Raw genomic sequence first — 23267 nt, forward strand, 5'->3', positions numbered from 1 at the left:
GGCGGAATGCGTCGCCGCGGTTGACGAAGGGGTGTTCGAACTGGTCGGGCCGGCGATGGCGTCGGATGCGGCGTCGGATGCGCCGCGCGATCTCGTGCAGACGCTCTACGAGCAATACTGCGGTGCGCTCGACGCGCCGCTGGCGTCGCTCGCGAACGAATGGGCCGCGCAGACGGCGCGGCCGCCTCTGCCGCCGCCGCTCGCCCCGAGTCCGCCGGCGCGCGGCGAGGAGCCGGCCGATCCGATCGATCTCCTGCTGTCCCGCGCGCGCACGATCGACGAGGTGCTGGGCCTGCTCGGGCCGGCCGATGCGCCGGACCCGGCGGCCGACGAACCCATTCCGGACATCCTGAGGCTGTTCGCGCCGGCCGAGCACCAAGCGGGCCGCCGCACGACAAGCCTGCCGCCCGCCCTGGCGCGGCGCGAACACCAGGCGCTGGCGATCGACAGCCCGCTCGCGACGCCGCGCGCGGCAGCGGAGCCGCGCACATGAAAGCCCATGCCGCGATCGGAGAACGTCGACGCTTCGTTGCGTACCCAACCATTCGCGCCGAAGCCGAAAGCCTGCCCGGACGCGCGCCGCGCGGGTTCGGCGCGGCGCGCGGCGTGAAACTGTCCGGAGGCCGGCATGAATCGGCGTGATCACGACGCGGGCGGCGGCGAACCGACGCGCCCGGACAGCACGGGCATGGCCAGGCCGCGTCGCACGAACCTCCGGCTGCTGCCGACGCTGCTCGACCGGCTGCGCGACGACGCGCCGCACCGGCAGACCGAAGCGCCGGCCGAATACGCGGTGACGCGCGCGCAGATGCGCGCGATCGTGCAGCGCGATCTCGCATTCCTGCTCAACACGACCAACATCGACGAGCACATCGATCGCGAGCGTTACCCCGAAGCGGCCGCATCGACGCTGAATTTCGGCATGCCGCCGCTCGCGGGCGCGTTCATCGCGTCGCGCCGGTGGGCCGAGATCGAGCAGGTCATCCGGCGTGTGATCGCCGATTTCGAGCCGCGTCTGGTTCCGGACCGGCTGGTCATTGCGCCCACGCGCGACGAGACGGCGCTCGCGCGCGCGAACGTCGTCTCGTTCGAGGTGCGCGGCCTGATCCGCATGGATCCGTATCCGCTCGAATTTCTGGTGCAAAGCGCGCTCGACCTCGAGACGAGCCAGGTCAACATCACCGGCATGCGCGTCAGCTGACGCACGCCGACACCGGACGCCAACCGTGGACCCGCGACTGCTCGACTATTACAACCAGGAACTGATCTACATGCGCGAACTCGCGGCCGAGTTTGCGCGCGCGCATCCGAAGATTGCGCGACGGCTCGGCATGCAGGCGGACGAGGTGGCCGATCCGTACGTCGAACGACTGATCGAGTCGTTCTGTTTCATGGCGGCCCGGATGCAGATCAAGCTCGATGCCGAATTCCCGCGCTTTACCGGCCGGCTGCTGGAAGTGCTGTATCCGAATTACGTCGCGCCCACGCCGTCGATGGCGGTCGCGCGCCTGTATCCGAGCCGCACCGAGGGCCATCTCGCCGACGGTTTCCGGGTCGCGCGCGGAACGAGCTTCACCGCGCGCGTGCCGGACGGCGAGCAGACCGCCTGCCGGTTCCGCAGCAGCCAGGATGTCGTGCTCTATCCGCTGGAGATCGTCGGCGCGGCGCTGACGGGCATTCCACCCGACATCCCGGCGCTCGACCGCTACGTGCCGGCCGGCGCGCAGGTGCGCGGCGCGTTGCGCCTGCGCCTGCGCACCACCGGCAATACGCAGGTCGGGGATCTGAAGGGGCTGGACCGGCTGCCGCTGTATCTCGCGGGCGACGACCAGACGGCCTCGCATCTGTTCGAACTGCTGCACGTCGCGGGCGTCGCGACGCTGATCGCGGCGCCCGGCGAATTCGCCGGGCCGGGCGGGCCGCTCGCGGCGGTGACGGTCAACGCGGTGGATCACGAGGGGCTCGGCGCGGACCAGGGCCTGCTGCCGCTGAGCTGGTCGAAATTTCATGGCAACAATCTGCTGCACGAATACTTCGCATGTCCGGCGCGCTTCTACTTTGTCGCGCTGACCGGCCTTGCGCCGGGACTGAGCCGGGTGCGCGGCCAGGAGGTCGAGATCGTCGTGCTGCTGGACCAGTCGCCCGAGCGGCTGGAGAGCGTCGTCGATGCGTCGCACTTCGCGCTGTTCTGCACGCCCGTGATCAATCTGTTTCCCCGGCACACGGACCGCCTCGAACTGAGCGTGGGGCGCACCGAATTCCACCTGCTGCCGGCGCGCCTCGCGCCGCTCGACTACGAGGTGTTCTCGGTCGAGGCGATGCACGGGCAGGTCGCGGCGACCTCCGCCGAACTCGAGTTCCGGCCGCTGTACCAGACGCTCAACGACGACGAGCGCAATCACGGCCGCTATTTCTCGACCCGCCGCGAGCAGCGCCTGACCTCGGACTCGGCACGCCGGTACGGCACGCGCACGCCCTATGTCGGCACCGAGATGTTCGTGTCGCTGGTCGACCAGAACGAAGCGCCGTACGGCGAGGAGATCCGCTACCTGTCGGTCGATGCGCTGGTGACGAACCGCGACCTGCCGAGCCTCGTGCCGCGTGACGGCGTGCACGACCTGACGGTCACCGAATCGGCGCCGCTCGCGAGCGTCGGCCTGATCCGCGCGCCGAGCGCGCCGAAGGCGCCCTATGCGGAGCGCGACGTCGCGTGGCGGCTGATCCGCCAGCTGAACTTCAACTACCTGCCGCTCGACGCACTCGACCACCGCACCGGCGGACAAGGCCTGCGCGATCTGCTGCGGCTGTTCCTGACCGGCGACGACGCCGACAACCGCCGCCAGATCGAAAGCCTGATCGGCGTCAGGACGCAGCCGGTCACGCGCAAGCTGCCGGGCGCGGGCCCGCTCGTGTTCGGACGCGGCATCGAGTGTGCGTTGACGGTCGACGAGCCGGGATTCTCGGGCGTGAGCCCCTATCTGTTCGGCCTGGTGCTCGAACACTATCTGGCGCGGCACGTATCGATCAATGTATTTACGCAGACCGAACTGCATTCGATCCAGCGCGGGCAGGTTGCGCGCTGGCCGGCGCGGATGGGCGCGCGAGGAGGGGCGTGATGGCCGACCACGCCGCCACGGACGACGCGCGCGGCGTCGCGCTGTCGCCGCAACTGGTCGAGCGCCTGAGGGCCGAACCGTGGCGCTACGATTTCCTGACCTTGTTGCGGCGCATCGGCGCGGACCCGCGCATCGACCCGATCGGGACCGCACGGCGTCCGCACGCGGAGCCGTTCCGGCTCGGCCAGCAACCGAGCCTGGCATTCGCGGCGCGCGAAATCGCGAGTGTGCGGGCCGCGGCCGGCCGGCTCAAGGTGCGGCTGTTCGGCCTGGGCATGCTCGGGCCGAACGGACCGTTGCCGATCCATGTGACCGAGATCGCGCGCGATCGGGAGGAAAGCCGGCGCGACGCGACGCTGGTGGACTTTCTCGACCTGTTTCATCACCGCTATCTGACGCTGCTGTACCGCGCATGGGCGTCCGCGCAGGCGGCGGCGGGGCTCGATCGTCCTGCCGACGAGCGCTTCTCGTTCTATGTCGCCAGTCTCGCGGGCCTCGACCCGGACGAGATCGGCGCGGGGCCGCTGCCCGCGCATGCGCGCCTGTCCGCCACGCCGCATCTGGTGCGCGAGGCGCGCAACCCGGACGGCCTCAGGGCGACGCTCGCGCGTTATTTCGGCGTGCCGGTGGCGCTCGAGGAAAACGTCTTCCACTGGATCGAGGTCGACGCCGGCGAGCATTTCCACCTCGGCAAGCCCGGCGACGCCTCGGTGATGGCGGCAAGCGCGATGCTCGGCGAGTTCGTGCCGGACCGGCAGTGCAAGTTCCGTCTCGTGATCGGTCCGCTGGAGATCGATGCCTACCAGCGTCTCACGCCGCAGGGCGAGGCCTTGCCCCGGCTCGTCGAATGGGTGCGCGCGTTCATCGGCTACGAGTTCGAATGGGAGCTGGAGCTGCGCATCAAGCCGAACTGCGCGCCGCCCGCGGTGGTGGGCGGGCCGCAGCAGCTCGGCTGGTCGGGATGGCTCGGCCATTCGCCGTCGGACGAGCCGGTGACCGGCATGCGCTTCGAGCCGGAGCGCTACGCGCGCGGATTCGCGCGCGACACGGAGAGCCCGAACCAAGGAGACGCGCCATGAACCAGACGAAGAAAGCCGCGACGAAGGCGTCGTCCGCCCGCACGGCGAAGGGACACGACTGGATGACGCCGATCGAGCCGGCCGCGCCGTGCGGCGTCGATCTCGAATACGACCCGGAGTTCGTGGTGCTGTCGGCCAAGGTCGCGCCGCGCCCGGATGCGCAGTACGGCGACTTCGTCGGCTCGCCGGAGCCGGTGAGCTGGAGCGACGCGGAGCGCGACTGCCTGCGCCTGATGATGCGCAGCAAGGACATGCGCGTCGCCGTGCTGTTCACGCGTTGCCGGACCCGGCTGGCCGGCGCGGTCGGGCTCGCGGAAGGCATCGGCTTGCTGGCGGGATGGCTGACGGCGTTTCCGGACACGCTGCATCCGCGTCCCGACGTCGACGCGGACCACGAAGCCGCGCTGGAGATCCGCATGAACGCGTTGCAGGCGCTGACCGACGGCGACGGCCTGCTCGCGGATGTGCGCGAGATCGCACTGACGCGTTCGAGCGCGGCGCGGCTCCAGGTGCGCGATGTCGAGCGCGCGTTCGCCCAACCGCGACCCGGCGATGCGCTGGCGCCGGAATCGGTCGCGCGCCAGCTCGACGAAATACAGGCGCAGCAGCGTGCCGCGCTTGCCGGTTTCGACGACGCGCTCGCGGGCGTGACCGCGATCGAGCTGTGGAGCTTCGAACATCTGGGCGCGTTCACGCCCGACCTGAGGCCGCTCGCGAACCTGTTGCGCCATGTCGCGGGCCGTCGCGAACGCGCGGAGGCCGGATCGCCCGAGGCCGCGCCGGCCGAGCCGGATGCGCATGGGGTGCCGGCGCGGCCGCCCGTGGCGGGTCCGTCCGAGGTCGCCGCACCGGCTGGTGCGGCGCCGACCCATGCCGCGCCGGCCGTCGTCGCGGCGGCGTGGCCGCACCCGGCGTCCGACGGGCCGGCGGACCGGCTCGCGGCGCGCGACTTGATCCGCGCCGCGCGCCTGTGGTTCGAACAGCACGAACCGAGCAGCCCGATTCCGGTGCTGCTGCGGCGCGCGGAGCACTACGTCGGGAAAGGCTACGCGGAGGTGGTGCGGGCGATTCCGGCCGAATTGCTCGCGCAGTGGAGCAACGACGAATCCTGAGCGCGCCAGCCGACGCGCGGCATCGATCCATATCGTTTCCTGGGAGGGCAGACATGCCGATCTTTCGTCCCGATCGCACGGTTTCGGTCAACGGTCCCGCGTTGCCGACCACGTCCGACGGCGTTCCCGTGCTCGAACTGAGCGCGCTCCGCGGCGCGGAGCGCCTGTCGGAGATCTACGCGTACACGCTGACCTGCGTGACGCCGCCTGACCCCGCGCTGCCGGACCTGCGCGCCGCCAATCTCGACCTGAAGGCGATGATCGGCAAGGCGCTGACCGTGACCATCCAGCTCGACGGGATGGGGGCCTTCGTGCCCGGCGAAGCGGGCCGCGCCACGGCCTCGAACGTGGGCCGGGGCAAGCGCGAGATCAGCGGAATCGTGACCGGCGCGCGCTTCGAGGGCGAAACGGCGCGGCAGTGCCGCTACCGGCTGACGATGCAGCCGTGGATCTATCTGGCCGACCAGCGCTCGGACAGCCGGATCTTCCAGAATCGCACCGTGGACGAGATCATCGACGAGGTGCTGAGCACGTACTCGTATTCCTACGACAAGCGCCTCAGCCGGCGTTATCCGGTGCTCGGCTATCAGGTGCAGTACGGCGAAACGGATTTCGCGTTCATCCAGCGGCTGATGCAGGAGCACGGCATCTACTGGTTCTTCGAACACACGAATCAGGTGCACAGGATGGTGCTCGTCGATCATCTCGGCGCGCACCGGCCGGTGGACAGCGTCGCCTACCAGACCCTGCATTACTTTCCGCCCGGCCACAAGATCGATGCCGAGTACATCGACGTGTTCAATACCTCGGAGCATTTGCAGCCGGGGCGCTGGCGCACCGACGATTTCGATTTCGAGCATCCGAACGCGCGCCTGGGCGTCGAGAACGCATTGCCCGCCGAGACCGCGCACAACGGCCTCGAACGCTACGAATGGCCGGGCGACTATACCGATCCGGCGCACGGCGCGCATGTCGCGCAGGTACGGATGGAAGAATTGCGCGCGCAGGGCGAGCGCGCGTCGGGGCGCGGCAAGGTCCGCGACATCGTGTGCGGCACGACCTTCCGGCTGGCGGGCTATCCGCAACTGAGCGCGAATCGCGCGTATCTGGTGCTCGGCGCGACGCTGACCGCCGCCGAGACGAGCGGCGCGAGCGGCGGCGGCGCGTACCGGATCGAGACGTCGTTCGTCGTGCAGCCGGCGACGACGGTGTTCCGCCCGCCGCGCACGACGCCCCGGCCGCGCACGCGCGGGCCGCAGACGGCGATCGTGACGGGGCCGCAGGGGCAGGACATCTGGACCGACCAGTACGGGCGGGTCAAGCTCAAGTTCCATTGGGATCGCTCGCCGGGGCGCGACCAGAATTCGTCGTGCTGGGTGCGGGTGTCGTATGCGTGGGCGGGGAACAACTACGGCGGCATCCAGATTCCGCGCGTGGGGGCGGAGGTGATCGTCGATTTCGAGAACGGCGACCCGGACCGGCCGATCGTGACGGGCCAGGTGTACAACGCGCTGCACATGCCGCCGTGGCCCTTGCCCGACCATGCGACGCAAAGCGGGATGCTGACGCGCACGCCGGCCGGCAGCGGCGACAACGCGAACATGCTGCGCTTCGAGGACAAGCCCGGGGAAGAGCAGATCAAGCTGCACGCGGAGCGCAATTACGACGTGTCGGTGGAACAGGACGCGACGCTCGCGGTCGGGAAAAAGTATCTGGTGCAGGTAGGGCTGGAGCCGTTTCCGGTGCCGTCGACGCGCTCGCCGCTGGATCGCCTGATCCGCTTGCTGAGCGGGGGCGGGGGCGGCGCGGCGGCGGAGCCTGCCCGGCAGCAGCCGCTTCGGCAGCAGCAACAGCAGCAGCAACGACAGCAGCCTTATCAACCGCTGAAGCAGCAACAGCAGATGCAAAGCGCGGGGCCGCTGGCCGCGCTGGCCGGCAACGTCGCGCAAGCGCTCCAGGCGATCGCGGCGCTCCTGAGCAACAAGTCGGCGACCGTCGCCAACTCGACCAACCTGGGCATGTCGACCGCGGTCGTGTTCGGCGACAGCTTCAGCGTGAACGCCGGCAATACCACGCAGGTGACGGGCGGCAATTCGAATTCGACGGTCAACGGGACGTCGTCGTCGGCCACGCCGGTCAACCTGTCGCTGAACGGCTTCCAGGGCAGCGTTGTCGGCGCGAGCGCGAGCACGACGGGATTCAGTACGTCGGCGACCGGCGCCAGCGTCACGTGGACCGGCGCGAGCATCACCGAAACGAGCGTGGCGGTGGCGAGGAAGACGACGGATTGCACCCTGATCGACGGCATCAAGATCACATACTGACCCTGCCTGACAACCCGAATCGGGATCGCTCATGAAGATCATCAAGCCATGCAGGATGAGCCTGCTGACGCGCGCCTACCGAAGGCTGGGCGGAGAGCACTTCGGCATCGCGGCGCTCGTCGGCGCGACGCTGGAGGAAATCCCCCGGCTGCTGACCGAACAGGAATTGTGGGGGCTCGTCGCCGACGAGCTGCGCGGCGATACGCTGGATATGGCGTTGCCGAAGCCGCACCCGGAATTTCTCGTGTCCGGCTATGCCTACGGCAAGCATGCGGCCACGCCGGGCGGCGGGGTCTGCGACGTCGAGGTCGGCATCGCGGGCCTGCACAAACGCCTGCGCGTATGCGGCGAGCGGCCGGACGGACCGACCGGCGCGCCGCGCCCGTTCGAGCGGCTGGCGCTCGACTGGACCTATGCCTGCGGCGGCGCGGACCATGCCGACAATCCGCTCGGTCACGGCGCCGTCCCGCCTGCGGACAGCGCGAGCGTACCGCCCGTCATCGTCTATCCGCCCGAGCCGGGCCGCGACGCGGAGGCGCGGCCGGTGCCCGCGGGATTTCGCCCGCTCGATGCGGCCTGGCCGGCGCGGGCGCGCCTGTCCGGCGAGTACGACCGGCAGTGGCTGGAGCATGACTGTCCGGGTTTTCCGCGCACGCTCGATCCGCGCTACTTCAACATCGCGCCGGCCGATCAGCAATTGCCCGGCGCGTCCGCGTTCCCGGACGGCGCGTCCTACGAATTGCGGCATCTGCATCCCGACCACGCGCTGATCGCGGGCCGCCTGCCGGCCTTGCGCGCGCGCGCGTTCGTGGTGCGGGCCGGCGACGAGGCGCCCGAAGCGGTGCCGATGCGGCTGACGACCGTCTGGTTCATTCCGCATCGCGCGCGTGCGGTGTTGATCTATCACGGCGTCGCGCCGCTGCGCGAATACGACGCGAGCGATCTCGACGCGCTGCTGCTCGGCGCGGAAGACAGCGGGCATGCGCGGCCCGACGACTGGTATCGGCAGGTCATCGCGTGGCGTACACGGCACGAGAAGGCCGCGCTGTATGCGTTGCGCGACCAGGACCTGCTGCCCGCGCGGTATCTCGACGTCGACGCGCCGGAGATGGGGCCGCCGGGCGTGCGGCAGGCACGGGCGCGGGCGCAACTGAGCGCGTTCCCGAACGCGACGGTCGAGACGCCGCCGCGCGCGGACCAGCTGCTCGAATTCGTCGAACGCCATGAGGCCGAGGCCGCCGCGCGGCGCGCCGAACTGGCGCGCATGCTCGAGGACGCGCCCCCGGACGATGGGGCATCCACATCCGCGCACGCGCAGTCCGGGCCGCCGCGCGCCACGCGCGCGGACCCTGCGCTGCGCGGCAGTCATGCGCAGGACGGATTGCGCAAGCTGTACCTGCACGCGGCGCATCATCAGGTCGCGCCGCCGCGGCTGAGCGCGGTCGAATCGGGCGCGCAGCGTGCGCGGGTCGCCGCCGCGTTGGCCGACGGGGGCTCGCTCGACGGCGTGGACCTGACGGGCGTGCATCTCGCCGGGATGAACCTGCGCGGCGCGCGCTTGGCCGGCGCGCTGCTGGAAAACGCCGACCTGAGCGACGCGGACCTGACGGGCGCGACGCTGGGACGCGCCGTGCTGGTGCGCGCGAATCTCGCGCGTGCACGGCTTGCGGACGCGGATCTGCGCGGCGCGAACCTGTCGTTGGCCAGGTGCGAACAGACCGACTTCTCGGGCGCGGACCTGAGCGAGTGCGTCGTGGAGCGCGTGCGCTTTCAGGACTGCGCGTTGCCGGGGGCGCGGCTGGCGGATACCCGTTTTCAGTCCTGTGCATTCCTGCGCGTGGATTTCAGCCGCGCTCACCTGAGCAACCTGGTCTTCATCGAACAGCCGTTCGATACCGTCGACTTTTCCGAGGCGACGATCAGCAAGCTGCTGCTGATGCAATGCCCGCTCACAGTGCTCCGTTTCTCGGGCGCGCAGATCGACGGCCTGGGCGTCTCCGGCGCGCGTGGGCCCGGCCCCTTGCATTTCGATCGCGCGCGCGTGAGCCACGCGTGCTTCGTCGAATCGAGCGGGCTGGCCGGCGTCGATTTCTCCGCCGCGATCGTGCGCGAAAGCAATTTTCGCGGCGCGGATCTGCAAGCGGCCGATTTCAGCGATGCGTGGCTCGACGATTGCGATTTCACGGGGGCGCGCCTGCCACGCGCGCGGTTGCGCGGCGCGAAGATCGACGGCGGCGGTTTCGCGCGCGCGGATCTCGCCGGTGCGGATCTGCGCGACGCCGATCTGCTGGGCGGCTTTCTGCGCGGCGCGCGGCTCGACCGGGCCGACCTGCGCCGGGCCAACCTGTTCCGCGCGAATCTCGCGCAGATCCTGACCGATGCCGATACGCGCTGGGACGACGCCTACCTCGTCGACGCGATGCGTTTTCCGCGCGCGGAGCCGCGCGCATGAGCGCGGCCGGCGCCGCATGGCGCGCCGCGCTGCGCGACGGGCAGGTCGTGCGGAACGTGCTGATCGAGGCGCACGATCTGGCGGATGCCGACCTGGCCGGCGCGACCTTCGAGCAGGTGCATTTCGTCGGCGCGAGCTTGCCGCGCGCGCGGCTGGGCGAGGCGGTGTTCCGCGACTGCCTGTTGCGGGGCGTGGACCTGCGGCACGCCGATCTGACGAAGAGCGTGTTCGAGCAATGTCGCTTCGAGGGCGTCGTGCTGTCGGGCAGCGTGCTGGACGGTTGCACGCTGCATGCGACGCACGCGGCGGGGACCGAATTCATCGACGCGCGCGCGGACGGATTCAATTGCCTGGGCAGCGATCTCGCGTCGTGCCGCTTCGACGGCGCGCGGCTCATGCGCACGATGTTCAGCGACACGCGGCTGGCGGGGGCTGATTTCACGTGCGCGGCCGTGAGCAAGACGGTGTTCTACCGGCTCGATCTGACGCAGGTCCGGTTCGCCGAGGCGAAGTTGACCGATGCGGTGTTCGCCGAATCGGCGCTGGCCGGCCAGCGCCTGTGCGGACAATGGATGCAGCGCTGCCAGTTCACACGCGCGGATCTGAGCGGCGTCGACCTGAGCGGCGCGCGGCTCGCGCAGTGCAATTTCCAGCGCGCGACATTAACGGCGGCGCGCCTGGACGGCGTGGACGCGCCGTTGTCGATCTTTCATGAGGCGAACGCACGCGGCATCGTGTGTCGCGACGCGGCGATGCCGGGCAGTGTGTGGTCGCAGGCCGACGTCACGGACGCCGATTTCGCCCACGCGCGGCTCGAACGCGCGGTGTTCGAGCACGCGCGCTGCCGTGGCGCATGTTTTGCGGGGGCCGGGCTCGACGGCGCGGATTTCGCGTATGCGGAGCTGAGCGGCGCGACCTTCGAGCAGGCGGGCTTCGCGCTGACCGCGTTCCACGGGGCGCGGGCGCCCGCCATCGACTGGCGCGCACAACCGGGCGCGGTTGAACGCGATGCGGCGCTGGCCGAGGCGCAGGCCTGGTCGAGGCAGCGGGATCGGCGGCGCGAGCACGACGCATGAGGCGGCGCGACGCGCCGCGCATCGAATCTTCACGAAGAGGAGGCGGGCAATGCATTCCACAGTCAAGCAACTGCACGAGGGGCGTGTGCCGGACGTCCCCGAGCGTCTGGCGACCGTGCTGCGCGATCTGGGCGGCGCGGTGTTCGTGGTCGAGGCGGACGGCGCGACGCTGCGCGCCCGGCGCGCGTTCAGCTGCCTGGTCGAACCGCGCGAGGGCGACCGCGTCGCGCTGTCCGGGGCGGATCCGCGCTGCGCGTATGTGACGGCGATCCTGTCGCGTCCCGGCGCGGAGGGCGTGCATATTCGCGTCGACGGAGACCTGGTGCTGGAAGCGACCCGGACGGTGCGCGTGACGAGCCCCGACCAACTGACGCTCGAGTCCGGGCGCGTCTCGCTGGCGGCGCGGGAGGCCTCGCTGCGGGCGGACGAGGCGTCGCTGACGGGCGGCGTGCTGCGCAGCCGCTTCGGCGCGCTGCGCGTGGTCGGCAAGAGCCTGGAGATGGTGCTGGATCACGTCGCCCAGGCATGCCGCAGCAGCTTTCGGACCGTGGAAACCGTCGAACACCTGCGCGCGGCGCATATCGATCATGCTGCAAGCAGCAGCCTGCGCCTGCACGCGCAACACACGCTGGTCACGGCCGAGCAACTGGCGAAGATCGACGCCGGGCAGATCCATCTGGGCTAGGGGGCGACACGATGCCATGGGCGAACTCCGGCGCGGCCGGACTGAATTTCGCTGTCACGATCAATTGGACACCACCGACGTCCTCGCCGGGTTCCTATCCGAACCTCGCGGAGCGTGCGGCGGCGATTCCCAACGTGCCGACGATCTTCGTCGGCGGCGGCACGATCCACAATCTCGCGACGCGAGTGCCGAAGTCGAGCGGCGACAGCGCGGGAGCGCTCGGCGGCGTCGTGTCGGGCACCGTCTCGAGCATGTCCCGCAACGTCGCCGGCGCGAACACGGTGCTGATCGCGGGGATGCCGGCCACGCGCATGACCGATCCGACCCAGCAGAACAACGGGAACACCATCGGCATGGGCATCAGTCCGAGCCAGATGACCGTGCAGACCCTGGCGCGGTGAGCGGGCGGGATGGGTTCGTTCGCGGGTGCCCGGCGTTTGCCGCGCATCCGCGTGGGCGGCGCCGACGACGGCCTCAATTAGCGCGCGGGCCTGGCGCAAGCGGCGGCCGTCGGCGCGACCTCGATCGGCAACGCCACGTACGACGAAGGCACGCTGGCGGAAGGGCGGGGCATCCCAATAACGGGTTCTTGCTTTCCGTCGGGCTCGCGGGCGAGGTGAAGCGTTTCCTCCAGGCCGACTCCGCGGCGCGGGGCGCCGCCGTCGCCGCTTCAGCGCGGGCCCGAACGGGCCGGCGGCTGGCGCGTCCACTCGTGTTCCTCGCCGGGAACCTTGCCGAAGGTCTGCGCGGCCCAGGCTTGCCGCGCGCTCGCGATCGCGATCGCGTCGCGCGAGCTGGAGACGAAATTCCATTCGATGAAGCGTTCCCCGAGGCGCCGGTGACGGCCGCACAGGTGGCGAAGGTGCGCAAGACGACGCCCGCGACGCACCCCGCGCCGCCGCCGGGCGCGCGCTACTGAGACGCGCGCTGCCGAGACGCGCGGGCCGGGCGCGCCGCGCGGTTCGATCGGTTCGATCGGTTCGATCGGTTCAATCGGTTCAATCGGTTCAATCGGTTCAATCGGCGCGCCGCGCGCCGCCGTGGCCGAGCGGCCGGCCGATCATCCGCCACGCCAGCACGGCCGAACCGGCCAGCAACACGACGGAGACGAGCGCGGCCCCGCGCATCCCGCGCACGAACTGCTCGCCGCTCCCGGCGGCGAGCGCGCCGAACAGCGCGACGCCGATCGCGCCCGCCGCTTGCCGCGCGGCATTGAGCGCGGCGGATGCCATGCCGCTGCGCGTATGTTCGACGCTGCCGAGCAGCGCGGTGGTCATCGCGGGCACCGCGAGGCCCATGCCCGCCGGGATCAGCACGAACGCGGGCAGCATCGCGGCGAAGCGGCTGTCCTGATCGAGCTGCGCCAGCAGCAGGAAGCCGAGCGCGTCGAGCGCCGCGCCCAGCGCCATCGGCAGGCGCAGCCCGAAGCGATCGACCACGCGCCCGCTCAGCACATTGCCGATGAACAGCATGCCGGTGAGCGGCAGGTAAGCCCAACCTGCCTGCATCGCCGAGTAGTGGTGCACGTTTTGCAGGAACAGGCTCAGCACGAACAACATCCCGTAGTACGTGAAGTTCATCGTCATTCCATAGGCGATCGCCGTGCTGAAATCGGGAATGCGGAACAGTTCGAGCGACAGCATGGGCTGCGCGAGGCGCGTCTGGCTCCAGACGAAACCGACGCCCGCGACGACGGCGACGAGCGCGCCGCCCCACACCAGCGGATGCGCGGCGCCGAGCGTGCGCCATTCGATCACCGCGGCGATGCAGCCGCCGAGGCTCAGCATGGCGAGCAGCTGGCCGAGCAGGTCGAGGCTGCGGCCGTGTGCGCGGGGCGTTTCCGGCACGCGCAGCGTCATCGCGAGGCCGGCGGCGCACAGCGGCAGATTGACGAGGAAGATGCTGCGCCAGCCGAAGCCTTGCAGCAGCATGCCGCCGAGCACGGGGCCGAGCGCGATCGACATGCCGCCGGCCGCGGTCCAGGCGGCGATCGCGCGGGCGCGGCGGTGCGGCTGGCCCGCGCAGGCATGGTTGATCAGGCTCAGCGATGGCGGCACCAGCAGCGCGACCGCGAGCCCTTGCGCGGCGCGCGCGGCGATCAACTGCCACGGGCCCTGCGCGGCGCCGCACGCGAGCGAGGCCAGCGCGAAGCCCGCGAGCCCGAGACGGTACGCGCGTCGCGCGCCGAACCGGTCGCACAGCGTGCCGGCCAGCAACAGCACCACGGCGAACGCGAGCACATAGGCGTCGACGACCCATTGCAGGCCGGACAGCGGCATCCCGAGTTCACGGCCGATGCGGGGCAGCGCGACGTTGACGATGGTCACGTCGAGCTGTCCGACCGAGAAGCCGAAGCTGGCGGTGAGCGTGACCCAGGTTAGAGAGGCGGCGGGGCGTGAGCGGGAGCGGTCCATGTTCCTCGTGGGTTCGTCGGTCGAAGTGGGCGCGCTCATTCCGGGGCGGCGCGCATGCTGGCGATAGCGGCGGCGATCGGGGCGGCGTCGCGCGTGAAGTCGCCTCGTTTGCCGAGGCGGCCGTTGCCGATCGGCATGAGCCAGCGCGTATGTTCCGCGCGAATGCCGCGCACGTACAGCCCTTTGTTCGGCGCGCCGTTCGCGGGGCGTGGACGGCAGGGTGCGGCGGCGACGTCGATGGCGCCCGTATCGAACGGCGCGTCGCCGCGGTGGTTGCGAAGGCGGCTGAACAGGCCGCGCTCGGCCATGCGGCGCGGCAGCGGCGACGGATCCCGATGCAGGCCCGGCTGCGGCGGGCGGGCGTCGATCAGGCGCTGCGCATCGGGGCGCGCCGCCGAGGCGCGTCGAGTCGAGCACGACACCGCCGCGTGCCTCGTCCGCGTCGAAGCGGGCGTCCGACCCGGGGAGGCGCGGCAGGCCGGCTCCGATCAGCGCGACCGCCCGGCGACCCGCAGCGCATGGCGCGGCGCGAACCCGCCGAGGAATTCGACGCGACGCTGCTTCGACGTCAGCATATTGGGTGAAGTTACGCTTTGTCAGCCTGGTGCTGATATCAGCCGCAAGATAATCGACGGAGGTGTCGATGTGAGGTCAATCCGAAGGACGTCAAACGAGGGGGCGCGGCTATGTCGCGACGCGCGTGACGTCGATGACGGGGGAATGAATGCCGCGATCGGCGGGGGCCGATCGCATGAGGGGCGCTGCGGCGCTCATGCGCGCCGGGCGGCGGATGCGCCGCCCGGCGCGGGCTTACTTTCCCTGTAACCGGATATCGCGCGACGACGCGCCGACATACACGGTTCCGCCCGGGACCTGGCGCCAGGTGCGCCGGGTGTCGTCCCAGACGCTTTGCATGCGCGGCGTCACGAGGATGCGCACGCGGCGCGCCTCGCCCGGATTCAGGGCAACCTTGTCCCAGCCGACCAGCCGGCGCGGCGGCTCGTCCTTGTACGGCACGGCGAGATAGACCTGCGGCACTTCCGCGCCGGCGACGCGCCCGTCGTTGCGGACGGTGAACGCGACCTCGAGCGCGCCGTCCGGCCCGTGCCGCACCGACAGCCCCGAATAGCCGAAGCGCGTATAGGAGAGCCCGTGCCCGAACGGATAGAGCGGCGCGATGTTCTTCACGTCGTACCAGCGATAGCCGATATTGAGCTTCTCCGCGTAAACCGGGTCGGTCTGGAACGCGCCGTCCGGCCCCCAGGTCGGCGTGTCCTGGTCGCGCGCGGGGAACGTGACGGGCAGCTTGCCCGACGGGTTGACCTTGCCGAACAGCACGTTCGCGATCGCCTTGCCGCCGGCCTCGCCCGGATACCACGCCTCGACGATCGCCGCGACGCGGTCCTTCCACGGCATCAACACGGGGTTGCCGCTCTCGACGATCACCACGGTGCGCGGGTTGGCCCGGGCGACCGCGTCGACGAGCGCATCCTGGTTCGATGGATTCGCGAGGCCGAGGCTCGACAGATCGCCGAAGTCCTCGCCGGCCGGTTGCGCGACGACGACGATCGCGACGTCGGCATTGCGCGCGAGCGCGACGGCATCGGCGATTTCCTGCGCGGTGTAGGCGCGGAACGGCGACTGCTGGTCGCGGTTGCCGGCGAACCCGACCTGCGCGGCGGGCGCGAGCGCCTGGAGCGCGGCGACGATCGGCACGTCGATCTTCAACCACGGATTGCGCCACCAGCTGCAACCGGTGGCGGCGCCGAAGCTCAGCCCGCCGCAGCCCGCGAAAGCGCCGCTGACCGGGTCGCGCGTGTTGCCGGAGCCGCCGCCCGACAGCACGGCCGTGTCGGCATGGCCGCCGATCACGGCGATCCGCTTCAACGCGGATGCCGCGAGCGGCAGTTGATCGCCGTCGTTCTTGAGCAGCACGATCGACTGTTCGGCGACCGTTTGCGCGAACGCGGTGCCGGCGGCGAAATCGACCGCGCCGCCCTTGGGCGGGTGATCGAGCACGCCGGTGCGGATCATCACGTAGAGCTTGCGGCGCACCATGTCGTCGAGGCGCGCGGACGAGATCGCATGGCTCGCGAGGGCCTGGCGCACCGCCTGCGGCGTCAGGTAGACCGTCGGCCCGACGTCCTCTTCCTCGTCGAGCCCGGCATTGATCGCGGCGGCGGTGCTGTGCGTCGCGCCCCAGTCGGATTGCACCTGGCCCTCGAAGCCCCATTCGTTCTTCAGGATGTCGTTGAGCAGGTGCGGGTTCTCGCACGCATAGTCGCCGTTCAGGCGGTTGTAGCTGCACATCACGCTGCCCGGCTGCGCGCGCTTCGCCGCGATCTCGAACGGCAGCAGATAGAGTTCGCGCAGCGTGCGCTCGTCGATCTGGCTGTTGCCGCCCATGCGGCCGTGTTCCTGCTCGTTGCCGGCGAAGTGCTTGATGGTCGCGATCACGCGCTCGCGCTGCGTGCCTTCGGTGCGTTCCGCGAGCAGCTCGCCGGCCAGTTGCGGGTCTTCGCCGAGGTATTCGAACAAGCGCCCGCCGCGCGGTTCGCGGGCGAGGTTCGTGCCGCCGCCGAGCCCCATCGCGAACCCTTGCGCGCGCAACTGCCTGGCGACCTGCGCGCCGTAGTCGAACGACAGGCGCCGATCCCAGCTGGCCGCGAGCGCGAGCGTCGCGGGGAAGGTCGTGCTCGGCTGCGAGGTGCTGCCCGAGCCGGTTGCCGAGTCGACCATGTTGAGGTCGGGGATGCCGAGGCGCGGCACGCCCTGGATATAGCCCGCGCCGCCGCCCGGGACGTCGCTCATCGCGTATTGCGAATGGATGAAGCGCAGCTTCTCGTCGAGCGTCATCTGCTTGACGAGCGCGGCGGCGCGCCGGTGCGCGACCGATGCCGTGCCGGCGTCGAAGCCGGCCGGGCTCGATGGGGTGTCCGCGTGCGCGCTCGAGAGTGCGGCCGCCAGCAACGCGGCGGCCGGCCAACGGTTGACCTTCATGTCTCTCTCCATGAATGGGATCGTCTGGTGCGGTGATGCGAGATGCGGCCGGCGGCGGACGCGGACGTCCTTCGCCGGAGGTGTCGATGCCGGGATGGCGCGCCGCGCAGCGCGCGGGATGGGGCTCGGGCTCGTTCAGGTGGGTATAGCCAGACTCCATAGCGAGTCATGGTATGAAAGTAGTCTGACTACAGCATCGGTGTTTTCCCTTGGTCGATGGAAATTGAGGATGGGAGCGGGAATGGATCAATAGGTTGCGTACGCAACTATTTGCATGAAAAAATTTCCGATCGTGTACGACCGAACGGCGCATGCATTGACGAGGGAGAAATGCATCGAAGTCCGGAACAACCGGAACGCGCTCATGTTGGATCGCAGCATCGACGATCCGGCGAAGGCGCGCGGCGTGACGCCGACGAGGATGGTGCGACGCGAGATCGCCATGCCGGAGCACGGCGTTTTGCCGCGGCGACGCGCCCGGCAATTCTTACTGAGCGCTTCGGGCGCGCCGGGGCCCGCTGCGCGTCGCGCCGCGCGCACCCGGCCGTCGCAATGGCGGAAGCGCGGCGGCGCTCGCGACGATCTGGTCGCGCAGCCAGTCGATGCCTTCGTCGCGCCAGGTGCGGACCGACCAGTGCAGGCGGATGCTGATCTGCGGCAGCCGGAACGGCAATTCGACGACGCGCAGCGCCACGCCGCGCTGCTGCGCGAGTTGCTGGACGAGCCGCTCCGGCAGCACGGCGGTGAGGGCGGTATGCGCGAGCACTTCCGGCAGCATGAAGAAGCTGGGTACGACGAGCGAGGGCTGGATGCCCAGCGCGCGCATGCGTTCGATCACGATCTGATGGGCGGAGTGCGGCACGTTCGCGACCGCGTAGCGCCGCGCGGCATCCGCCGGGGCGCGGGGGGCCTGAACCCCGACATAGCGATCCTTGAACAACAGCGTGCTGGTCTTGCTCGCCTTGAGCTGCGGAATCCAGCCGAACGCGACGTCGAGCTGGCCGTCGGCGAGGCGTTCCGCGAGCGCGCCGTCCCAGGCGCCGACGACCTGGATCCGCACGTCCGGCGCGTGCTTGCCGAGGCGCGCGACGATCCGGTTGAGCAGCAGCGCCTGGCCGACGTCGGTCATATAGAGCGAGAACGTGCGCCGCGAGGTGGACGGGTCGAAACCGGACGGCACGTTGAGCGCGGATTCCAGCGCGCCGAGCGCGGTCGCGATGGGATCGGCCCATTGGCACGCGAGCGCGCTCGGCTGCATGCCCTGCGCGCTGCGCGTGAAGAGCGGATCGCCGGCGATCTGCCGCAGGCGCGCGAGCAGCGTCGAGACCGCGGGCTGGGACATGCCGAGCAGATCGGCCGCGCGGCCGACGTGACGTTCGCGATACAACGTGACGAACACCTTCAGCAAACGGAAGTCGAGCTGCTCCAGGGCGACATGACGCGGCATCGCGGCCTCGAAATGGAAATCGGCATTATAGGAAAAAGCAGATAAAGCATATCGATATCCGCGAATTGAGCTTCCTACGTGCCCGCTCTAACTTGACACTCCCGACCACGACGAACGGAGTGTCATGAAATCCAAGCTGAAACCCGCTGCCCGCCCTGCATCGGGCGAGGGCCAGGCCTACTTGAGCGCGGCCGTCGTGCGGCTGATGGCGATCACGGTCGGATGCGCGGTCGCGAGCAATTACTACGCACAGCCGCTGCTGCAGGCGATCAGCGCGCACTTCGGCGTATCGGCCACCGAGGCGGGCGGCATCGTGACCGTTGCGCAACTGAGCTACGCGATGGGGTTGCTGCTGCTCGTGCCGCTCGGCGATCTGGTCGGGCGGCGCGGCCTCGTCGTGCTGATGACCGCCTTGTCGGCCGTGGGATTGCTCGTGACCGCGCATGCGCCGAGCCTGCCGGTGATGCTGCTCGGCACGGCGATGACCGGGGGGCTGTCGGTGGTGGCGCAAGTGCTGTTGCCGCTGGCGTCGGCGCTGGCTGCGCCCGACGCGCGTGGCAAGGCCGTCGGCACGGTGATGAGCGGCCTGCTGCTGGGCATCCTGCTCGCGCGCGTGTTCGCCGGCATCCTGGCCGATCTGGGCGACTGGCGGCTCGTGTACCGCATCGCGGCGGCGGCGATGCTCGTGCTGTCCGCCGCGCTCTGGCGCATGCTGCCGCGCGTGGCCGCGACGGGCGGCGCCTCCTATCCGCGCCTGTTGGCTTCCACGCTGCGGCTGTATGTCGACGAGCCGCTCGTGCGCACGCGCTCGCTGCTCGGCGTCATGCTGTTCGCCTCGTTCAGCCTGATGTGGACGCCGCTCACGTTCCTGCTGTCCGCGCCGCCGTATCGCTATTCGAGCGCGGCGATCGGCCTGTTCGGTCTCGCGGGCGCGGCCGGAGCGTGGAGCGTCGGCTGGTTCGGCAGGCTCGTCGATCGCGGTCGCGGCGATCGCGCGACCTGGGGCGGGCTCGCGCTGTTGCTGGCGTCATGGCTGCCGCTGGCCTGCGGCACAGTGTCGCCATGGGCGCTCGTGGTCGGCATCGTGCTGCTCGATTGTGCGATCCAGGGCGTGCACGTCACCAGCCTCGGGCTGCTGTATCGACGCCGCCCCGACGCGCGCAGCCGCCTGACGGCGGGCGCGATGACCTGCAACTTCGTCGGGGCCGCGCTGGGATCGCAGCTGTCGCTGCGGCTGTACGCGTGGGCGGGCTGGCCGGGCGTCTGCATGACGGGCGGCGTGCTTGCGGCGCTTGCGTTACTCTGTTTTGCCGTCGTGCGGAACGGCGCGCCGGCCAGTCAAACCGATCATCCAGGAGTCGTTCAATGAAGGCCCGATCCGTTGTTCCCGAGATTGATTGCGCGCGCATCCTTCCCGGGTTCGATTTCGCCGACGCCTATCAGGTGGCGGCGCCGGCCGGTATCGACGCGATTGCCGCGGCGGACCGGATGTTCGCGGACAGCCCGCTCTGGTTGCGCGTGCTGCTCGTGCTGCGCAACCGGCTCGGGATGCTGGTCGCGTTGAAACCCGCGCACGGGGCGCGCTTTCCGGTGTTGCAGCAATCGCCGCGCGAGGTGTTGATGGGCTTCGACGACTACCACCTGGATTTCCGCGTCGCGGTCGTCGTTGCGGACGGGCGTGCGACGATCACGACGATCGTGCGCACGCACAACCTGCTGGGGCGCGGCTACCTGGCGGCGATCATGCCGTTCCACCGCCTGATCGCGGCGCACGTCGCCACGCAGATCGGCTTGTCCGGCGCGTGACGGCGCGGGGGCGCGTGGCTCACGGCACCCGCGTCAGCCACTCGTGGCCTTTCAGCATGCCGTTCCAGTAGAGCCAGGGCAGCACGGTGGTCTTCAGGTACCAGGCGGTGCGGCGCGGCACCAGCGGATCGAGCGGGAAGGTCGGCAGCAGCTTGCCGCCGTAGCCGAATTCCGCGAGCACGATGCGGCCTTTCTCGACCGTGAGCGGGCAGGCGCCGTAGCCGTCGTAGCGCGTGGCCGGCTGCGCGCCGTCGCGGACCGCGAGCAGGTTGCGCGCGACGATCACGATCTGCTTGCGCGCGGCGGCGGCGGTTTTCGCGTTGGGCGCGGAGCACACATCGCCGAGCGCGAACACGTTCGGATAGCGCGGGTGCCGCAGCGTCTCCTGGTCGACCTCGCACCAGCCGTCGGCATTCGCGAGCGGGCTTGCGCGCACGAAGTCCGGCGCGATCTGCGGCGGGACCACGTGCAGCAGGTCGAACGGCTTGTCGATGCGGCTGACCTGGCCGTTCGCGTCCTTCACGTCGAAGGTGGCGATGCGCTTCGGGCCGTCGACCGCGACGAGATTCGAGTTGAACGCCAGTTGCGCGCGATAGCGCTCGACGTATTCCATCAACGGCGGCACGAAGGCCGCGACCCCGAACAGCACCGCGCCGGCGTTGTCGAATTCGACCTCGATGCGATCGAGCACGCCGGTGCGTCGCCAGTGATCGCACGCGAGATACATGGCCTTTTGCGGCGCGCCCGCGCACTTGATCGGCATCGCCGGCTGCGTGAACAGCGCGCGGCCCTGCTTGAGCGCCTGCACGCATTCCCACGTATAGGGGGCGAGGTCGAAACGATAGTTCGAGGTCACGCCGTTGCGCCCGAGGGTCGCCTCCAGGCCGTCGATCCGATCCCATGCGAGTTGCAGGCCGGGACAGACGATCAGTTGCTGGTAGTCGAGCACGGCGCCGTCGTCGAGCACGACGTGGTTCTGGTCGGGCTCGAAGCGCGCGGCGCGGGCGCGGATCCAGTGCGCGCCGCGCGGGATCAGGGATTCGGTCGGGCGTACGGTCTTGTCGATGTCGTAGGCGCCGCCGCCGACCAGGGTCCAGGCCGGCTGATAGTAATGGCGGTCGCTGGGTTCGACGATGGCGATCCGCAGATCGCGGCGGCGCTTGAGCAGGCTGGCGGTGACGCCGATGCCGGCCGCGCCGCCGCCGACCACGACGATGTCGAATGAACGGGAAGTCAGGGAGGAAGAAGTCATGGGCGATCGAATGGAATAGGGAAAGCGGGCGGCGCGCGGGCCGTCCGCGGGCGTGCGGCTAGAGGACGTCGAGCGGAATCTTGAGGTAGCGGGTGCCGTTGCTGTCCGGCTCGGGCAGCTTGCCGGCCTGGATGTTGAGCTGGATCGACGGGATGATCAGCGTCGGCATGCCGAGCGTGCGGTCGCGGGCGGTGCGCATCGCGATGAAGTCCGCTTCTGCGATCGCGCCGCCGACGTGCACGTTGGCCGCGCGCTGTTCGGCGACCGTCGTGTGCCAGCGCAGCGCGCGACCGTCGGGCGGATAGTCGTGGCACATGTAGAGCTGCGTCTCGTCGGGCAGCGCGAGCAGGCGCTGGATCGACTGGTAGAGCGTATGCGCATCGCCGCCGGGGAAATCGCAGCGCGCGGTGCCGACGTCGGGCATGAACAGCGTGTCGCCGACGAACGCGACGCCGTCGAAGTGGTACGCGACGTCGGCGGGCGTATGGCCCGGCACGTGCATGACGCTCGCTTGCAGCGCGCCGACGCTGAAGCATTCGCCTTCGTGGAACAGGTGGTCGAACTGCGAGCCGTCGGGCAGGAAGGCCGGTTCGAGGTGGAAGACCGGACCGAAGATCCGTTGCACGGCGCGGATCTGCTCGCCGATCGCGATCTTGCCGCCGAGATGCGCGCGCAGATACGGGGCGGCGGAGATGTGGTCGGCGTGCGCGTGCGTTTCGAGCAGCCATTCGACGCGCAGGTCGTGCGCGCGGACGTAATCGACGATCCGGTCGGCGGAGCGGGTCGAGGTGCGGCCCGCGTGCGGCTCGTAGTCGAGCACGGCGTCGACGATCGCGCAGGGTGTTGCGCGGCCGGCATGCACGACGTAGCTGAGCGTCGAGGTGACGGGATCGTGGAAGGCTTCGATGGTCGGTTTCATGAGGCGAGAGGGTCGCTCAATTGCGGGGAATGTGCAACCGCGCGCCGTGTGCAACGGCGGGCGGAACCGTTTCAGCGCGAGGTGGCGCGGGGATGCGGCAGCGCTCGATCGGGATGATGCATCGGGCGTGCGAGGCGGGAATGGAATCGGTGGCAGGCGGCGCACGATGCATTTCATGGGCGGGGTGACGGGGTTGACGGGCGAGTCGGTCGTGCGTGCTTGCGGAGGGCATATGGACTTGGCGGCCTATCGGTGAGATCTCGACGGTGTGCACGGACGGTTGGAATGCGGCAGCGCTCGATCGGGATGATGCATCGGGTATGCGATGCGGGAATGGGATCGGTGGCGAGCGTCGCACGTTGCATGTCGTACGCGGGGTGGCGGGTGTGACGGGCGAGTCGGTCGTGCGTGCTTGCGGAGGGCATATGGACTTGGCGGCCTATCGGTGCGATCTCGGCGGTGTGCACGGGCGGTTGGAATGCGGCAGCGTTCGATCGGGATGATGCATCGGGTATGCGATGCGGGAATGGGATCGGTGGCGAGCGTCGCACGATGCATGTCGTACGCGGGGTGGCGGGTGTGACG

At 70.0% G+C, this 23267-nt stretch carries 19 protein-coding genes and 1 pseudogene; 13 read left to right on the forward strand and 7 right to left on the reverse strand.

Annotated elements, in window-relative coordinates; genetic code table 11:
• Positions 1-31: 31 nt before the first annotated feature.
• Genes Bsp3421_RS09410 through Bsp3421_RS09460 form a run of 11 tightly spaced genes read left to right on the forward strand, consistent with a single transcriptional unit; the run spans position 32 to position 12245 of the window.
• Complete coding sequence (locus tag Bsp3421_RS09410) at positions 32-493, forward strand: TagK domain-containing protein (protein WP_273998210.1); 462 nt, start codon at positions 32-34, stop codon at positions 491-493.
• The gene (locus Bsp3421_RS09415) at positions 490-642 is read left to right on the forward strand and encodes a hypothetical protein (RefSeq protein ID WP_273998211.1); all 153 of its coding nucleotides are present in this window, start codon (positions 490-492) and stop codon (positions 640-642) included. The genes Bsp3421_RS09410 and Bsp3421_RS09415 overlap by 4 nt, the downstream gene beginning before the upstream one ends.
• Complete coding sequence (gene tssE / locus Bsp3421_RS09420; RefSeq protein ID WP_273998213.1) at positions 629-1201, forward strand: type VI secretion system baseplate subunit TssE; 573 nt, start codon at positions 629-631, stop codon at positions 1199-1201. Before Bsp3421_RS09415 ends, tssE begins: the two co-directional genes overlap by 14 nt.
• Before the next feature lie 25 nt (positions 1202-1226).
• Positions 1227-3116, forward strand: a complete 1890-nt coding sequence (tssF, locus tag Bsp3421_RS09425) for a type VI secretion system baseplate subunit TssF (RefSeq protein ID WP_273998215.1) — start codon at positions 1227-1229, stop codon at positions 3114-3116.
• Positions 3116-4195, forward strand: coding sequence for a type VI secretion system baseplate subunit TssG (gene tssG, locus Bsp3421_RS09430; RefSeq protein WP_273998218.1), 1080 nt, complete (start codon positions 3116-3118; stop codon positions 4193-4195). Before tssF ends, tssG begins: the two co-directional genes overlap by 1 nt.
• Positions 4192-5307: a type VI secretion system protein TssA gene (locus Bsp3421_RS09435; RefSeq protein ID WP_273998220.1), complete on the forward strand. Its 1116-nt coding sequence runs from the start codon at positions 4192-4194 to the stop codon at positions 5305-5307. Before tssG ends, Bsp3421_RS09435 begins: the two co-directional genes overlap by 4 nt.
• A gap of 53 nt (positions 5308-5360) precedes the next feature.
• Complete coding sequence (gene tssI / locus Bsp3421_RS09440; RefSeq protein ID WP_273998222.1) at positions 5361-7631, forward strand: type VI secretion system tip protein TssI/VgrG; 2271 nt, start codon at positions 5361-5363, stop codon at positions 7629-7631.
• Positions 7632-7662: 31 nt separating this feature from the next.
• Complete coding sequence (locus Bsp3421_RS09445; protein ID WP_273998223.1) at positions 7663-10083, forward strand: DUF2169 family type VI secretion system accessory protein; 2421 nt, start codon at positions 7663-7665, stop codon at positions 10081-10083.
• On the forward strand, positions 10080-11159 hold the full coding sequence (locus Bsp3421_RS09450; RefSeq protein ID WP_273998225.1) for a pentapeptide repeat-containing protein: 1080 nt from the start codon (positions 10080-10082) through the stop codon (positions 11157-11159). Before Bsp3421_RS09445 ends, Bsp3421_RS09450 begins: the two co-directional genes overlap by 4 nt.
• Before the next feature lie 49 nt (positions 11160-11208).
• Positions 11209-11844 (forward strand): DUF3540 domain-containing protein, encoded by a 636-nt coding sequence (locus tag Bsp3421_RS09455; protein ID WP_273998228.1) that lies wholly within the window; start codon positions 11209-11211, stop codon positions 11842-11844.
• Positions 11845-11855: 11 nt separating this feature from the next.
• Complete coding sequence (locus Bsp3421_RS09460) at positions 11856-12245, forward strand: DUF4150 domain-containing protein (protein ID WP_273998229.1); 390 nt, start codon at positions 11856-11858, stop codon at positions 12243-12245.
• Positions 12246-12514: 269 nt separating this feature from the next.
• Here the strand turns inward: Bsp3421_RS09460 and Bsp3421_RS09465 are convergent.
• The 5 genes and pseudogenes from Bsp3421_RS09465 to Bsp3421_RS09485 form a co-directional block, all read right to left on the reverse strand.
• Positions 12515-12673 (reverse strand): annotated as a pseudogene (locus tag Bsp3421_RS09465) (pirin family protein); the annotation flags it as partial.
• Positions 12674-12860: 187 nt separating this feature from the next.
• On the reverse strand, positions 12861-14258 hold the full coding sequence (locus tag Bsp3421_RS09470; protein WP_273998230.1) for an MFS transporter: 1398 nt from the start codon (positions 14256-14258) through the stop codon (positions 12861-12863).
• 35 nt (positions 14259-14293) lie between these two features.
• A complete protein-coding gene (locus tag Bsp3421_RS09475; protein WP_273998232.1) occupies positions 14294-14566 on the reverse strand; it encodes a hypothetical protein in 273 nt (90 codons plus the stop codon).
• 502 nt (positions 14567-15068) lie between these two features.
• The gene (locus Bsp3421_RS09480; protein ID WP_273998233.1) at positions 15069-17258 is read right to left on the reverse strand and encodes a glycoside hydrolase family 3 C-terminal domain-containing protein; all 2190 of its coding nucleotides are present in this window, start codon (positions 17256-17258) and stop codon (positions 15069-15071) included.
• Positions 17259-17745: 487 nt separating this feature from the next.
• Positions 17746-18705: a LysR family transcriptional regulator gene (locus Bsp3421_RS09485; protein ID WP_273998236.1), complete on the reverse strand. Its 960-nt coding sequence runs from the start codon at positions 18703-18705 to the stop codon at positions 17746-17748.
• A gap of 124 nt (positions 18706-18829) precedes the next feature.
• On the opposite strand from Bsp3421_RS09485, the gene Bsp3421_RS09490 reads away from it, so the two are divergent.
• The gene (locus Bsp3421_RS09490) at positions 18830-20074 is read left to right on the forward strand and encodes an MFS transporter (protein WP_273998239.1); all 1245 of its coding nucleotides are present in this window, start codon (positions 18830-18832) and stop codon (positions 20072-20074) included.
• Positions 20071-20511 carry a DUF2867 domain-containing protein gene (locus Bsp3421_RS09495; protein WP_273998241.1) on the forward strand — a complete coding sequence of 147 codons (441 nt, stop codon included), beginning with the start codon at positions 20071-20073 and terminating at the stop codon, positions 20509-20511. Before Bsp3421_RS09490 ends, Bsp3421_RS09495 begins: the two co-directional genes overlap by 4 nt.
• A gap of 19 nt (positions 20512-20530) precedes the next feature.
• Here Bsp3421_RS09495 and Bsp3421_RS09500 read toward each other — a convergent pair whose 3' ends face one another.
• Positions 20531-21763 (reverse strand): NAD(P)/FAD-dependent oxidoreductase, encoded by a 1233-nt coding sequence (locus Bsp3421_RS09500; RefSeq protein ID WP_273998242.1) that lies wholly within the window; start codon positions 21761-21763, stop codon positions 20531-20533.
• A 58-nt stretch (positions 21764-21821) separates the two neighbouring features.
• On the reverse strand, positions 21822-22682 hold the full coding sequence (locus Bsp3421_RS09505; protein WP_273998243.1) for an MBL fold metallo-hydrolase: 861 nt from the start codon (positions 22680-22682) through the stop codon (positions 21822-21824).
• Positions 22683-23267 lie beyond the last annotated feature (585 nt).

The organism is Burkholderia sp. FERM BP-3421 (assembly GCF_028657905.1).
Lineage (GTDB): Bacteria > Pseudomonadota > Gammaproteobacteria > Burkholderiales > Burkholderiaceae > Burkholderia.